The following is a 14,210-nucleotide window of genomic DNA, read 5'->3' on the forward strand; positions in this document are numbered from 1 at the left end:
GTCAGCCGGCCGCCCGAGAACGACTCCAACCTCTTGATCACGCCCACCGGCACCGGCCACCCGCGACGCGCGCCGCCCCGCGGGGATGGGCTCGGTGATCAAGAGGATTGCGTCACGGGGGCGGGCGAGGATGACGCAAACCTCTTGATCAACACGGGCAGAGCGGGTGGGGGTGGGGGCGGGGTGGGGGCGGGTGGGGCGGGGTGGGGGCGGGGTGGGGGTGGGGCAGGGGGGTCAGAGGGTGCAGTTGATGAGGACGGGTTCGGGGTGGAGGGGGACGGCGAAGCGGGTGTGGACGCCGTCGCGGATCTCGCGGGCGAGGGCGATCAGGTCGGCGGTGCGGGCGGTGCCGCTGTGGTTGGTCAGGGCCAGGGTGTGCTTGCCGGAGATGGCGGTGCCACCGGGGCCGGGGTGGCCCTTGGCGAAGCCCGCCTTGTCGATCAGCCAGGCGGCGCTGACCTTCACCAGGTCACCGGGGCAGGGCCAGGAGGGGGGGTCACCGAGGTCGGCGGCGCGCTCCCGCAGCAGGTCGTACGCCGCCCGGTCGAGCACCGGGTTGGTGAAGAACGAGCCGACCGACCAGGTGTCCGGGTCGGTGGGGTCGAGCACCATGCCCTTGCCGGCGCGCAGGGTCAGCACCGTGTCCCGGGCGGCGGCCAACGGCACCCGGTCACCGACGTCGACCCCCAGCGAGCGGGCCAGTTCGGCGTAGCGGACCGGCCCGGACAGCGGCGAGCGGTCCAGCCGGAAGTCGACCGAGAGCACCACCCAGCGGTCGCTGTACTTGAAGATGCTGCCCCGGTAGGCGAACCCGCAGTCCGGGGCGGCGACGGTGGTCAGCCGGTCCTCGGCGCGGTCGTACACCTGAACGGCGGTGATCCGTTCGGCGACCTCCTGGCCGTACGCGCCGACGTTCTGGATGGGGGTGGCACCGGCCGAGCCGGGGATGCCGGAGAGGCACTCCAGGCCGGACCAGCCGTTGCCGACGGTGGCGGCGACGAGGTCGTCCCAGGGTTCGCCGGCTTCGACCCGTACGGTGACGGTGTCGGTGTCCTCGGCGACCACGGTGTAGCCCCGCGACCGGATCAGCACGACGGTGCCGGGGAAGCCGGCGTCTCCGACGACCACGTTGCTGCCACCGGCCAGGACCAGCACCGGTTCGTCGCGGCGGTGCGCCTCGCGGACCCGGCGGACGATCTCGTCGGCGCTGGTCGCGGTCTCCAACCGGGCGGCGGGGCCACCGAGGCGCAGGGTGGTGTATTCCGCCAGGGCGGCCGGATCGGCGGGTTCGGCGCTCGTTGTCGGTTTGGCGTAGACGTCTGACACGCCTTTCACCCTAGGCTGAGGGGTAGCCACGGCACCCACTGGTCGCCGGGTCACCCCGGGGAGGATTGCGATGAGCAGACTGCACGCCACGAAGGACTTCTGGTTGGGAGCGCTCCGGGTCGACGGCCCGGCGTTCGCCGCGGCCGTGGCCGAGGCCCCGCCGGAGACACCTGTGCTGTCCTGCCCGGGGTGGACGGTGTCCGATCTCGCCCTGCACCTGGCCGGCCTCTACCACTGGGTGCACTCCTTCGCCGGTGCCGGTGACACCGCCCAGCCGGCCCGCCGCGACGAGACCGCCGAGCTGCCCGCCGGGGTGTCCCCGCTCCAGCTCTGGCAGCACGAGTACGACCAGCTGGTGACCCTGTTCGACGCGCTCGACCCGGAGGCCCCGGCCTGGAACCCGATGCCGCAGCCCAAGAAGGCCGGTTTCTGGCCGCGGCGGGTGGCGCACGAGACGGCGGTGCACCGGTGGGACGCCCAGCTCGCCATCGCCGCCGGTGACCCGATCGAGACGAAGCTCGCCGCCGACGGGGTGAGCGAGGTGCTGGACACCTGGCTGCCGTCCGGCCGTCGGCGCAACCGGGGGCAGTGGCAGGGGGTGGTGCACCTGACCGCGACCGACGCCGCCCAGGACTGGTACCTGCGGATGCGCGGCGAGGGGGTGGCCCTGCTGGACACCGCGACGGTCTTCGGGCACGACGACCACCACGCCCGGGTGCAGGTCACCGGCTCGGCCAGCGACCTGCTGCTGGCGTTGTGGGGCCGGGTCAGCTTCGACACCCTCGGGGTGGCAGGGGACCGTTCCCTGCTGGAGGGCCTGCGCGTCGGCTGACGCCCACCCGCCACCACATGCCGTGTACCGAGAGCGGCCGTCCCGGCTGGGACGGCCGCTCTCGGCGTTCCCGGCGTGGATCGGGGTCGGTTGCGCACGGCGTAGCTGCGGGACGGCCGCTCTCGGGGTCCCCGGTGTAGCTCGGGCGGTCGGCCCCGCGGTTCGGCGACGACCCGAGAGAGCGCTCTCTTGACAGGAGTCCATCGACCCACCACCCTGTCGTGAGAGCGCTCTCTCACAGAGATCGAATCCGGGCCGACGATCCGTACGGCCCGCTCATACGCAGGTCCACACCCCACCACCCGACCTGAGAGGGGTCCCGACCCATGGGTGTCTTTACCCGCCGCCGTCTCGCGGCGATCGCCCTGGTGGCCACCACCGCACTGCTCACCACCACCGCCTGCGGCGGCGACGACGAGGCCGCCGACGGCGGACCGGTCACGCTGACCGTCGACGTGTTCGGCCAGTTCGGCTACGAGAAGCTCTACCGGCAGTACGAGGCCGACCACCCCGGCATCAAGATCGTGGAGCGGGGCACCGGCGGCAACCTCGACGAGTACTCCCCCAAGCTCACCCAGTGGCTCGCCGCCGGCAAGGGCGCCGGTGACGTGGTCGCCATCGAGGAGGGGCTGCTGGTCGAGTACAAGGCCAACCCGCAGAACTTCGTCAACCTGCTCGACCACGGCGCCGCCGACCTCAAGGGCAACTTCCTGGAGTGGAAGTGGAACGGCGGGCTGACCGCCGACGGCAAGCAGCTCATCGGCCTCGGCACCGACGTCGGCGGGATGGCGATCTGCTACCGCAAGGACCTCTTCGCCGCCGCCGGCCTGCCCACCGACCGGGAGGCCGTGTCCAAGCTCTGGCCCACCTGGCAGGACTACGTGCGGGTCGGCGAGCAGTTCAAGGCCAGGAACACCGGCGCGGCCTTCCTGGACGCCGCCACCAACACCTTCAACACCATCCTGTTGCAGACCGCCGGCAACACCACCGGCTACAGCTACTACGACACCGCCGACAAGCTGGTGGTCGACAGCAACCCGGCGGTACGCCAGGCGTACGACACCACCGTCGACATCATCGACTCCGGCCTCTCCGGCCGGTACGGGGCCTGGTCGGAGGAGTGGGTGTCGGCCTTCAAGCAGGCCAAGTTCGCCACCATCGCCTGCCCGGCCTGGATGACCGGGGTGATCGAGGGCAACGCCGGCCCGGACGCCAAGGGCAAGTGGGACATCGCCCAGGTGCCCGGCAGCGGCGGCAACTGGGGCGGCTCCTACCTGGCGGTGCCGAAGCAGAGCCGGCACCAGGCCGAGGCGATCGAGCTGGCCAAGTTCCTGACCAGCGCCAAGGGCCAGATCGGCGCGTTCCAGGAGAAGGGGCCGCTGCCGTCGTCCCCGCAGGCGCTCGACGACCCGGCGGTCGTCAGCTCGACCAACGCGTACTTCTCCGACGCCCCGGTCGGCAAGATCTTCGCCGCCGGTGCGAAGAGCCTCAAGCCGGTCTACATGGGCCCCAAGAACCAGGCCGTCCGCACCGAGGTGGAGAACGCCGTGCGCACCGTCGAGCTGGGTCAGCGCAACCCCGCCCAGGGCTGGACCGACGCCACCACCAACGCCCGCAAGGCCGCCGCCAAGTAACCCCGTGCGGGGCGGGGTCACGGGTTCACGCCGTGGCCCGCCGCCGGACGGGCGGGCAGGTGCAGGCCGGGACCACGAGAGGAAGAGCACGGGAGATGGTTGTTCAGGTCGACGGTCCGCCGCCGGGGGCGGTACGGACCCGGAGCAGACGGCCCGAGCGGGAGCACCGGTTGGCCCGGCTCGACGTCAGGTACTCGCCCTACCTGTACGTGACGCCGTTCTTCCTGCTCTTCGCGATCTTCGGGCTCTATCCGCTGGCGTACACGTTCTGGGTGTCGCTGCACGACTGGGACCTGTTGGGGGTGGACCCGGCCTTCGTGGGCGCGCAGAACTACACCCAGTTGCTGGCCGACGCCGACTTCTGGAACTCGGTGGTGAACACGCTTGGCATCTTCGTCCTCTCCACGGTGCCGCAGCTGCTCGCCGCCCTGTGGCTGGCCAACCTGCTCAACCGCCGGCTGCGGGCGCGGACCACCTGGCGGATGGCGGTGCTGGTGCCCAACGTGACCTCGACGGCGGCGGTGGCGATCGTCTTCGCGGTGCTCTTCGGCCGCGAGTTCGGCATGATCAACTGGCTGCTCGATCTGGTCGGCGTCGACGCGATCGACTGGAAGGCGAACCGGTTCGCCGCCTGGACGGCGATCTCCGCCATGGTCGACTGGCGGTGGACCGGCTACAACGCGCTGATCTTCCTGGCCGCGATGCAGGCCATCCCCCGCGACCTGTACGAGTCCGCCTCGATCGACGGGGCCGGCCGGGCCCGGCAGTTCTGGTCGATCACCGTGCCACTGCTCAAACCCACGATCATCTTCGCGGTGATCATCTCCACCATCGGTGGGCTGCAACTGTTCACCGAGCCCCGGCTGTTCAACTCCGGCACCAACGCGATCCGGGGCGGGCCGCTGCGCGAATCCCAGACGATGACCATGTACATGTTCGAGAACGCCTTCGCCCCGCACTACAACTTCGGCTACGGCTCGGCCGTCGCCTGGCTGCTCTTCGCCCTGATCGCGGTGGTCGCGGCGATCAACGTACTGATCCTGCGCCGGCTCGGCGGCGGCGCCCGCAAGGGGGACCGATGACCCGCATCTGGTCGGCCGGCCGACTCACCTACCCGGCATTGACGCTCACCGCCCTGCTGTCGATCTTCCCGATCTACTGGATGTTCGTGGTCGCCAGCCGCAGCAGCGACGCGATGGGCCAGGTGCCGCCACCGCTCACCCCCGGCGGCAACCTCGGCGCGAACATCACCCGGCTCTTCGCCAACCCCGACGCGCACTTCCTCACCGGCCTGGTCAACTCGACGATCGTCGCGGTCAGCGTCACCTTCTCGGTGGTGCTCTTCTCCACCCTGGCCGGGTTCGCCTTCGCCAAGCTGCGGTTCCGGGGACGCAACGCGCTACTCATGATCATCATTGCCACCATGATGGTGCCCACCCAGCTCGGGGTCATCCCGCTGTACCTGCTGATGACCAAGCTGAACTGGAACGACCGGCTGCCGGCGGTGATCGTCCCGGCCCTGGTCACCGGATTCGGCGTGTTCATGATGCGCCAGTACGCGGCCCAGGCGGTCAGCACCGAGCTGATCGAGGCGGCCCGGGTCGACGGCTGCCACACGCTGCGGATCTACTGGAACGTGGTGCTGCCCGCGCTGCGGCCCGCCGCCGCCGTGCTCGGCCTGCTCACGTTCATGACCACCTGGAACGACTTCCTCTGGCCGTACGCTGTGCTCAACGACCCGGAGAACCCGACCGTGCAGTTGTCGCTGCGGGCCCTCTCCGACGGTTACTACCAGGACATGTCGCAGGTGTTCACCGGCACGGCGATCGCGACGCTGCCGCTGCTGCTGGTGTTCGTCGTGTTCGGCCGCCAGATCATCGGCGGCATCATGGAAGGTGCGGTCAAAGCGTGAGCGCGAGGAGTGAGCCGGTCTTGCGAGCCCCGCAGTCGCGAACGAAAGGAAGCACCGCGTGAGCGCGAGGAGTGAGCCGGTCTTGCGAGCCCCGCAGTCGCGAACGAAGGAGGTAGCCGCGTGAATGAGGTTCGATTTCCGGAGGGCTTCGTGTGGGGCGCGGCGACCGCCGCATACCAGATCGAGGGCGCGGCCCGGGACGACGGTCGCGGCGAGTCGATCTGGGACACCTTCAGCCGTACGCCGGGCAAGGTGTTCGCCGGGCACACCGGTGACGTCGCCTGCGACCACTACCACCGGTACGCCGACGACGTGGCGCTGATGGCCGAGCTGGGCCTGGCCGCGTACCGGTTCTCGGTGGCCTGGCCCCGGATCAGGCCGGACGGCACCGGCCCGGTCAACCCGCGCGGCCTGGACTTCTACGACCGGTTGACCGACGCGCTGCTCGACCGGGGCATCGACCCGATCGTCACGCTCTACCACTGGGACCTGCCCCAGGGTTTGCAGGACCGGGGCGGTTGGACCAGCCGGGAGACCGCCGAACACTTCGCCGACTACGCCCTGGCCGTGCACGCCCGGCTCGGTGACCGCATCCGCACCTGGACGACGCTCAACGAACCGTGGTGCTCGGCGTACCTCGGGTACGGCAACGGGGTGCACGCCCCCGGTGAGCAGGACGCGGGGGCGGCGTTCCGGGCCGTACACCATCTGTTGCTGGGGCACGGCCTGGCGGCGCGGGCGCTGCGGTCGGCGGGCGCGCAGACGGTCGGGATCACCCTCAACCCGGCGGACGTCGCACCGGCCGACCCGGACAGCGCCGCCGACGCCGCCGCGGTACGTCTCGTCGACGGCCTCCAGAACCGGATCTTCCTGGACCCGCTGACCGGGGCCGGCTACCCCGCCGACGTGCTCGAACACGTCGCCCGGATGGTGGAGCCCACGTTCATCCGGCCCGGCGACGAAAAGATCATCGCGGCGCCGCTGGACCTGCTCGGGATCAACTACTACGCACCGACCTATGTCGCGGGACGCCCGGACGGGGGCGGCAGCAGCGCCTACCCGGGCACCGAGGGGGCGGTGGAGTTCCTGCCGGCCAGCGGGCCGGTGTCCGACATGGGCTGGCAGATCGAGCCGGCCGGGCTGACCCGGCTGCTGGTGCGGATCGGCACCGACTATCCCGGGCTGCCACTGATGATCACGGAGAACGGCGGCGCGTTCCCGGACGACAGTGCCGGCCACGACGCCGACGGATCGGGCCGGATCGACGACACCGACCGGATCTCCTACCTGGACGGGCATCTGCGGGCCGCGCACGAGGCCATCTCCCGCGGCGTCGACCTGCGCGGCTATCTCGTATGGTCGTTGCTGGACAACTTCGAGTGGGCCGAGGGCTATCGGAAGCGGTTCGGGATCGTCCACGTCGACTACCTGAACCAGCGGCGCACGCCGAAGTCGAGCGCCCGGTGGTACCAGGAGGTGATCTCCCGGAACGGGCTGTGACGAGGCGGTGGTAACGGGTATGACGGCGGCACAGCGGCCCACCCTGGAGGAGGTCGCCCGGCAGGCCGGCGTGTCCCGGGCGACGGTGTCCCGGGTGGTGAACGGCTCCACCACGGTCGCCGAGCCGATCCAGGAGGCGGTCCGTCGGGCGGTGGCCGAGCTGGGGTACGTGCCGAACCTGGCCGCCCGCAGCCTGGTCACCCAGCGGACCGACTCGATCGCCCTGGTGCTGCCGGAGGCCGCCACCCGGGTCTTCTCCGACGACCAGGTCTTCCCCGGGCTCATCCGGGGTGCGGCCCAGGAGTTGGAGGCCGCCGACAAGCAGCTGGTGCTGATGCTGGCCGGCTCGCCCGCCGGGCACGACCGGGTCACCCGGTACACCACCGGCCGGCACGTCGACGGGGTGCTCTTCGCCTCGCTGCACGGGGAGGACCCACTGCCCGGCCGGCTCGCCCGGCTGGGGATACCGGTCGTGTGCAGCGGCCGACCGCTGGACGCGGCCGACGTGCCGTACATCGACGTGGACCACATCGGCGGGGTGGCCGCGGCGACCCGTTACCTGATCGACAACGGTCGCCGCCGGATCGCCACCATCGCCGGCCCGCAGGACATGGTCGCCGGCATCGAACGGCTCGCCGGCTACCGGGACACCGTGGTCGCCGCCGGCCTGCCCCAGATGATCGAGTACGGCGACTTCACCCGCGAGTCGGGGACCATCGCGATGCGTCGGCTGCTCGCCGCGTACCCCGATCTGGATGCGGTCTTCGCCGCCTCCGACCTGATGGCGCACGCCGCCCTGCGGGCGTTGCACGAGGCGGGCCGGCGGGTACCGGAGGACGTCGCGGTGATCGGTTTCGACGACATCGAGACGGCTGCCTACACCGAGCCGCCGCTGACCACCGTGCGGCAGCCGATCGTCGAGTTGGGCCGGAAGATGACCCGGCTGCTGCTGGCCCTCGCCGACGGTGCGGAGGTGGAGCGGGCGGTGGTGTTGCCGACGGAGCTGGTGATCCGACAGTCCGCCTGACCCCTGCACCGGCCTGCCCCGCCCGGTTTCCGGCCTGGCCGCACGCCCCGGCCACGTGAGCCGGGCCGCCCCTGCCCACCGGGCACCCACACGCGACGGCTGAACGTCGACCGCGACCGTCACCCTCAGCAACATTTCGTCGACCCCACCCCACCCAGGTTCACCCCCTTTGCTCTGCTGCCATCCACGCGACAGGCACCGAGGGTGACCGACTTGACGCCACATCCGCCCGAGCCATAAATGTGCATTAGCAGCTCAAATGCCTGTCGCCTCCATGGCAGCAGAGCAAAGGGGGCGAGGGTGATAGGGCAGGGGTCGACCGTGGATTACGGAGAGTGGGAAAGTCGCAACCAGAGAGAGGCGTTACCCAGAGTCATCGGCATGGCGGTTGGGGAAAAGGTGTGGCTGTGGACTCCGGCCGGTGCCTACGCTCGCGGGCATGCCTGACGCCGTTGCACCGCAGCCCGTGCCGACCAGCACCGAGCGGCAGCGCCGGCACCAGTTGCCGCCCGCCCGCGACCACACCGCGCGGTCCACCGGCCAACCGGGGGTGGGGTGGCGCATCCGCACCGCCCAGCCCGACGACGCGCCCGGGGTGGTGGCGCTGCGGTCCCTGGTCCATCCGTACCTGGTGCGGGGCATCGCGTCGACCCGGCAGATGATCGCCCAGCCACCACCCGAGGAGAAGTGGGCGGCCTGGGTGGCCGAGGCGGACGGCCAACTCGTCGGCTGGGCCTCGGCGTACCGGAACACGCAGACCTCAGTGCCCGACTTCGGGGACATCTCCATCCTGCACGTGCATCCGGATCACCGGGGCCGGGGCACCGGCACCGCACTGCTCGCCGCCGCGCTGGCCCACCTGGAATCCCTCCGGATCCGCCGGGTGCGGACCTGGGCGCAGACCGACTCGCTGCCGTACGCCCGCCGGCACGGGTTCGCCCCCAGCCGGGAGCTGCGCTACTCGGCGCTCGACCTGCACCCGGCCCCACCGATGCCCGAGCCGCCCGCCGGGGTACGGCTGCTCCCGCTCGCCGGGATCGATCCGTACCAGGTCTACCTCCTCGACGCCGTCGCCTCGACGAGCGAGCCGGGCGACGTGCCGGTGGACGCGATCAGCTACTCCCACTGGCGCTCCGAGTGTTGGGAGAACCCGGGATTGGACCGGGACGCCAGCACGGTCGCCGAGGTCGACGGCACGTTGGTCGCGCTCAGCCTGGTCAAGCGGGACGGCGACCGGATGTGGTCCGACTTCACCGCGACCCGGCCGGAATACCGGGGTCGGGGGCTGGCCCGACTGACCAAGCAGGTCGCGCTGCACCGGGCCGCCGGTCGCGGAGTACGCACGGCCTACACCTCCAACGACGAGGCCAACGCGCCGATGCTGGCGGTCAACACCCGCCTCGGCTACCGGCCGGTGGCCACCGCCTGGTCCTGCCTGCGCGAGCTGCGCTGAGAGGCCCGACCACGACCGGCGGGCCGCCATGGTCACGCCGTCGGCCGGCCGCCGGCTCGGCTCTCCTCGATGTGCTGGCCCAGCGAGCGGCGGGCGAGCAGCGCGGCCCCGGCGACGGCGGCCGGCATCACCAGCACCGCACCCAGCGGGATCAGGAAGCACAGGAAGACCGCCACACCGAAACCGAGCGAGGTGGCCCGGTCCGCCTTCAGCCTGGCCCGCCGGTCCGGCAGCCGCAGCCCGCGCCGGGAGAACGGCGCACCGACCAACTCCACGGCGAGCAGCCAGCCGCCCACCGCCGCGCCGACCACCGGCACCACGGTCTGCCCGACCACCGGGATGAACCCGGCCGCGAAGAGCGGAATGCCGAACAGCACCGAGAGCCCGACCAGCCGCAGCGAGTCGACGATGCTGCGCCGCAGCGACGCCCCGAACGGCACCTCCACCGCGCCCGGGGTGCCGCCGAGCCGGTCCTCCACCCGCTCGGAGATCTTCTCGTAGAACGGGTCCCCGATGACCAGGGTGACCGCGGTGAAGCCGACCACGGTGAGCAGCCCGCCCAACCCGAGGAAGGCCAACCCGGCGATCACCCGGACCAGGCTGCGCGGGGTGTCCGACCAGTCGTCGGCGAACGGGGTCACCCACGCCGCCAGCTCGTCCACGAAGTAGACCAGGGTGGCGAACGCGGTGACGAAGAGCGCGGCGGACAACAGCGCCGGCACCACGCCGAGCAGCATCAGCCCCGGGCTGCGGACATACAGGCCGAGGCCACGCACGAGCAGGCCCACGCCGCCGAAGAAGCGGCGGGTGGCACCGGTGACCGGCGCGGCGAGGGTACGGGGTCCGTTCACGACCGCAGAGCCTACTGGCCGGGGGCCACCGCCACCGGGCACCCGACGGCACCGCCCGACGGGTCGGGCCGGCAGGATACGGGGGTGCGCGCCGCCCGGTTGATCTCCCTGGTGCTGCTGTTGCAGTCCCGCGAGACGATGACCGCCGCCGAACTCGCCCGTGAGCTGGAGGTTTCCGAGCGGACCGTCTACCGGGACGTGGTGGCGCTCTCCGCCGCCGGGGTGCCGGTCTATGCCGACCGGGGGCGGGCCGGGGGTTACCGGCTGCTCGGCGGCTACCGGACCCGGCTGACCGGGCTGACCCGGGACGAGGCGGAGGCGCTCTTCCTCACCGGACTGCCCGGCCCCGCCGGTGACCTGGGACTGGCCGACGCGGTGGCGTCCGCCGAGCTGAAGATGCTCGCCGCGTTGCCACCGGGCCTGCGTGACGCCCCGGCCCGTACCGGCCAGCGGTTCCACCTGGACGTCCCGGGCTGGTTCCGCGAGTCCACCCCGCCGCGCTGGCTGACCGAACTGGCCCGGGCGGTGTGGCGGGACGGGGTGGTCGCCCTGCGGTACCGGCGCGGCGACCGGGAGGTGACCCGCCGGGTCGAGGCGTACGGGCTGGTGCTCAAGAGCGGCACCTGGTATCTCGTGGGCCGGGTCGACGACACGATGCGCACCTACCGGGTGGACCGGGTGCTCGACGTCGTCGCCGACCCGGCGACCTTCACCCGGGACGACGGCTTCGACCTGGGCGGCTACTGGCGGGAGCAGGCCGAGGCGTTCCTGCGGGACATGCTCGCCGCACGGGTCACCGTGCGGCTCAGCCCCGCCGGTCTGCGCCAGCTCCGCTTCCTCGCCGACACCCCCTTCGCGTACGACGAGGCAGTGGCCGCCGCCGGCACACCCGACGGGCAGGGTTGGGTGGTGACCGAGCTGCCCGTCGAGTCCGTCGAGGTGGCGTACCCGCAACTGCTCGGCCTCGGCCCCGAGGTGGAGGTGCTCGACCCACCGCAGCTGCGTGCCCTGCTCGCCGACGCGGCGGCCCGCTCGGCCGCCCGCTACGGCGTCGGCCCGGACCACCCGACCCGCTGACGGCGACCGGGCCGACGAGCCGTCAGCGGTAGCCGGTGACGTCGGCGGGCCGGTCCGTCTCGACCACCTCGGTGAGGTAGCGGAAGGCGTCCGGCCGGCTGCCGTCGAGGTCGGTGAAGCCGTACACCCGGGCCAGTTCGCCGGCCGAGACGGACGCCTGGTTCCAGCGGGCCCGGTCCTCGTCGGCGGCCAGTGCGGCGACCGCCCGCCCGACGAAGGCCGGGGTTTCCGAGATGAGGAAGTGCGGGTCCGTCGCCGCGCCGTCGCGCCAGGTCTGCTCGGTCACCCCGAAGTGTTCCAGCATCGCCTCGGAGCGGATCCAGCCGGGGGTGAGCGCCACGGCGGTGCACCCGTGCGGCGCCAGCTCGTGCCCCCAGCTGTACGCGAGCCGGGTCACCGACACCTTCGCCAGGTCGTAGAAGACGGACAGCCGGTAGTGCGTGTCGTTGTACGCCCGGGTGCCGTCGCCGATCTCGACGACCAGGCCGCCGGGGCGGCGGATCAGCAGCGGCAGCGCGAAGTGGCTGGTGACGATGTGGGTGTCCACCGCCAGCCGCAGGGTGCGGAACCCGGCGTCCAGCGGCTGCTCCCAGACCGGCTTCTCCCAGGTGATCAGCGGGTCGGCGCCCCACACGTCGTTGACCAGCACGTCGAGCCGGCCCTGTTCGGTGTCGATCCGGGCCACCAGGTCGCGTACCTGCTCGGGCACCAGGTGGTCGACCCGGACCGCGATGCCGGTGCCTCCGGCGGCGGTGACCAGCTCGGCGGTCTCCTCGATGGTCTCGGCGCGGTCCAGCTCGGAGCGGCCGGCCCGGCTGCTGCGGCCGGTGGCGTAGACCGTCGCCCCGGCCGCGCCGAGCTGGACCGCGATCTGCCGGCCCGCGCCCCGGGTCGCGCCGGCCACCAGCGCGACCTTTCCTTCCAACGGTGTCGTCGTCATACCGTCGAGGGTGGCAGTGATACCTGACAACCGAAGTCCGGTTTCGCGGAGCGGTTCGGTCCGGCATGCTCCCGGCATGCACCTGCTGCTCTCCGGGATCGTCGGCTCGGTCGCCTACGGGCTGGCCGGCCCCGGCTCCGACGTGGACCGGATCGGCGTCTTCGCCGCCCCGACGGTGGCCTTCCACGGCCTGCGGCCGCCCCGGGAGTCGGTGGTCACCACCGACCCGGACGTCACCCTGCACGAGGCCGGCAAGTACGCCCGGCTGGCGTTGAGCGGCAACCCGACGGCCACCGAGCTGATCTGGCTGCCCGACGACTGCTACGAGACCCGTACGGAGCTCGGTGACCGCCTGATCGCCATCCGGTCGGCGTTCCTCAGCGCACCGCGTGTCCGCGACGCCTACCTCGGCTACGCGAGCCAGCAGTTCCGCAAGCTGACCACCCGCGACTCGACGGTGGGCGGCCGGCGCCGCTCGGCCAAGCACGCCCGGCACCTGGCCCGGCTGCTGCACCAGGGGCGGACCCTCTACGCCACCGGCGTGCTGGAGATCCGGCTGGCGGACCCGGCGTGGTTCCGGGCGTTCGGTGAGCGGGTCGCGGGCGGCGCGCTCACCGAGGCGGAAGCGCTGGTCGCCGAGGCGGAACGGGACTTCGACCGGCTCCGCACCCCGCTGCCCGACCGGCCCGACGAGGCGACGGTGGAACGCTGGCTGCGTGCCGTCCGCGCCGCCCACCTGCCGCCGCCTGACTGACCCACGGCAGCCGTTGCCGGGGTCCGTGCCGGGCCCGCGACGAGGCGATCAGACTGCTTCCACCCCGAGCTGGGTGGTGAGCAGCAGGGTGTCGGCGTTGAGCCAGTAGTCGGTGATCAGGCCGTGCCTCGTCCGCAGCGTGTCGGTGCCCGTGAAGCGGACCGTGGTGCCGGGCGCGGCTGTCGCCCCGGGGAATCCTCCGCCGTACGTGCCGTCGGCGACCCACCGCACGACCACGTGGCTGCCGTCGATGATCGGGCCGACCTCGACGGTGAAGCGCAGGTCGGGGAAGGCTCCCCGGATCTGGCCGATCAGGTCGACCATGCCGGCCGGGCCGTGCACGGCACTGCCGTCGCCGCCGTCGAGCAGCGCGGCCCGGACCCGGACGTCCGGCGCGATGAGGTGCTCGGCCAGCGCGTAGTCGCCGTTCCAGAGCTGGACCCAGTCGCGGGTCACCTGCTGCTGCGTCCGGCGGGTGTCGTCGGGCCCGTCGGGCCGCGTGTGGGTGGTGGCGGTGCCGCCAGCCAGCGCGGGAACGCTGCTGCCGGTCAGCACGCCACCGGCGATCAGGAGCGCGGTGAGGGTGACGGTGGACCTGCGGTTCATGATGACTCCTCCATGAATGAGATCAGCTCGCTTTAGTTATAGCCTATAACTACAGTGATTTGACGTCAACACGAGCGGAGTAGCGGAGTGGTGGCGGGGCGATCGCGGGCCTACCAGTCCGGGCAGACGGACGGCAACGGCGGCAGGCGGGCCGCACAGGCGGCAGGCCGAGCCGGGGGCAGCCGGGCCGGGGCAGCCGAGCCGGGCGGGCGGGCCGGGCCGGAGGCGGGCGGGCCGGAGGCGGGCGGCCGGAGGCGGGCGGGCCGGAGGCGGCGGGCCGGAGGCGGGCGGGCCGGAG

General features: G+C 72.2%; 13 protein-coding genes. 9 read left to right on the forward strand and 4 right to left on the reverse strand.

The genetic code is table 11. The annotated features are described in order from the left end of the window. Positions 1 to 234: 234 nt before the first annotated feature. Complete coding sequence (locus J7462_RS16800) at positions 235 to 1,326, reverse strand: UDP-N-acetylmuramate dehydrogenase (protein WP_219464881.1); 1,092 nt, start codon at positions 1,324 to 1,326, stop codon at positions 235 to 237. A gap of 70 nt (positions 1,327 to 1,396) precedes the next feature. Between J7462_RS16800 and J7462_RS16805 the strand changes: the two genes are divergently transcribed. The 7 genes from J7462_RS16805 to J7462_RS16835 all read left to right on the forward strand — a co-directional run bounded on the left by J7462_RS16805 (position 1,397) and on the right by J7462_RS16835 (position 9,684). Next, complete coding sequence (locus J7462_RS16805) at positions 1,397 to 2,158, forward strand: maleylpyruvate isomerase family mycothiol-dependent enzyme (RefSeq protein WP_219464882.1); 762 nt, start codon at positions 1,397 to 1,399, stop codon at positions 2,156 to 2,158. Between the two features lie 326 nt (positions 2,159 to 2,484). Beyond that, positions 2,485 to 3,792 (forward strand): ABC transporter substrate-binding protein, encoded by a 1,308-nt coding sequence (locus J7462_RS16810; protein ID WP_219464884.1) that lies wholly within the window; start codon positions 2,485 to 2,487, stop codon positions 3,790 to 3,792. 95 nt (positions 3,793 to 3,887) lie between these two features. Continuing rightward, complete coding sequence (locus tag J7462_RS16815; RefSeq protein WP_208567903.1) at positions 3,888 to 4,874, forward strand: carbohydrate ABC transporter permease; 987 nt, start codon at positions 3,888 to 3,890, stop codon at positions 4,872 to 4,874. Further along, complete coding sequence (locus tag J7462_RS16820) at positions 4,871 to 5,704, forward strand: carbohydrate ABC transporter permease (RefSeq protein WP_204924754.1); 834 nt, start codon at positions 4,871 to 4,873, stop codon at positions 5,702 to 5,704. The genes J7462_RS16815 and J7462_RS16820 overlap by 4 nt, the downstream gene beginning before the upstream one ends. Before the next feature lie 120 nt (positions 5,705 to 5,824). Next, positions 5,825 to 7,204 carry a GH1 family beta-glucosidase gene (locus J7462_RS16825; RefSeq protein ID WP_219464885.1) on the forward strand — a complete coding sequence of 460 codons (1,380 nt, stop codon included), beginning with the start codon at positions 5,825 to 5,827 and terminating at the stop codon, positions 7,202 to 7,204. Positions 7,205 to 7,223: 19 nt separating this feature from the next. Beyond that, a complete protein-coding gene (locus tag J7462_RS16830) occupies positions 7,224 to 8,231 on the forward strand; it encodes a LacI family DNA-binding transcriptional regulator (protein ID WP_219464886.1) in 1,008 nt (335 codons plus the stop codon). A 439-nt stretch (positions 8,232 to 8,670) separates the two neighbouring features. Further along, positions 8,671 to 9,684 (forward strand): GNAT family N-acetyltransferase, encoded by a 1,014-nt coding sequence (locus J7462_RS16835; RefSeq protein ID WP_219464887.1) that lies wholly within the window; start codon positions 8,671 to 8,673, stop codon positions 9,682 to 9,684. 32 nt (positions 9,685 to 9,716) lie between these two features. On the opposite strand, the gene J7462_RS16840 is transcribed toward J7462_RS16835, so the two are convergent. Next, positions 9,717 to 10,535, reverse strand: coding sequence for an EI24 domain-containing protein (locus J7462_RS16840; RefSeq protein ID WP_208567898.1), 819 nt, complete (start codon positions 10,533 to 10,535; stop codon positions 9,717 to 9,719). Between the two features lie 84 nt (positions 10,536 to 10,619). Between J7462_RS16840 and J7462_RS16845 the strand changes: the two genes are divergently transcribed. Further along, entirely contained in the window at positions 10,620 to 11,612 is a 993-nt protein-coding gene (locus J7462_RS16845) for a YafY family protein (RefSeq protein ID WP_219464888.1), read from the forward strand. A 22-nt stretch (positions 11,613 to 11,634) separates the two neighbouring features. Here J7462_RS16845 and J7462_RS16850 read toward each other — a convergent pair whose 3' ends face one another. Beyond that, the gene (locus tag J7462_RS16850) at positions 11,635 to 12,552 is read right to left on the reverse strand and encodes an SDR family oxidoreductase (RefSeq protein ID WP_208567896.1); all 918 of its coding nucleotides are present in this window, start codon (positions 12,550 to 12,552) and stop codon (positions 11,635 to 11,637) included. 76 nt (positions 12,553 to 12,628) lie between these two features. Between J7462_RS16850 and J7462_RS16855 the strand changes: the two genes are divergently transcribed. Then, positions 12,629 to 13,306: a DNA polymerase beta superfamily protein gene (locus tag J7462_RS16855; RefSeq protein WP_219464889.1), complete on the forward strand. Its 678-nt coding sequence runs from the start codon at positions 12,629 to 12,631 to the stop codon at positions 13,304 to 13,306. Positions 13,307 to 13,354: 48 nt separating this feature from the next. Here the strand turns inward: J7462_RS16855 and J7462_RS16860 are convergent, their stop codons facing one another. Continuing rightward, on the reverse strand, positions 13,355 to 13,912 hold the full coding sequence (locus tag J7462_RS16860; RefSeq protein ID WP_219464890.1) for an ester cyclase: 558 nt from the start codon (positions 13,910 to 13,912) through the stop codon (positions 13,355 to 13,357). Between the last annotated feature and the right edge of the window lie 298 nt (positions 13,913 to 14,210).

Origin of the sequence: Micromonospora sp. RL09-050-HVF-A (assembly GCF_019374995.1) — a bacterium.
In the GTDB taxonomy this organism is placed as follows: Bacteria; Actinomycetota; Actinomycetes; order Mycobacteriales; family Micromonosporaceae; genus Micromonospora; species Micromonospora antibiotica.

Coding starts and splice junctions, on each gene's coding strand:
- J7462_RS16830 (WP_219464886.1), top strand. CDS start 7,224: ATGACGGCGGCACAGCGGCCCACCCTGGAGGAGGTCGCCCGGCAGGCC.
- J7462_RS16860 (WP_219464890.1), bottom strand. CDS start 13,912: ATGAACCGCAGGTCCACCGTCACCCTCACCGCGCTCCTGATCGCCGGT.
- J7462_RS16805 (WP_219464882.1), top strand. CDS start 1,397: ATGAGCAGACTGCACGCCACGAAGGACTTCTGGTTGGGAGCGCTCCGG.
- J7462_RS16815 (WP_208567903.1), top strand. CDS start 3,888: ATGGTTGTTCAGGTCGACGGTCCGCCGCCGGGGGCGGTACGGACCCGG.
- J7462_RS16855 (WP_219464889.1), top strand. CDS start 12,629: ATGCACCTGCTGCTCTCCGGGATCGTCGGCTCGGTCGCCTACGGGCTG.
- J7462_RS16835 (WP_219464887.1), top strand. CDS start 8,671: ATGCCTGACGCCGTTGCACCGCAGCCCGTGCCGACCAGCACCGAGCGG.
- J7462_RS16850 (WP_208567896.1), bottom strand. CDS start 12,552: ATGACGACGACACCGTTGGAAGGAAAGGTCGCGCTGGTGGCCGGCGCG.
- J7462_RS16820 (WP_204924754.1), top strand. CDS start 4,871: ATGACCCGCATCTGGTCGGCCGGCCGACTCACCTACCCGGCATTGACG.
- J7462_RS16810 (WP_219464884.1), top strand. CDS start 2,485: ATGGGTGTCTTTACCCGCCGCCGTCTCGCGGCGATCGCCCTGGTGGCC.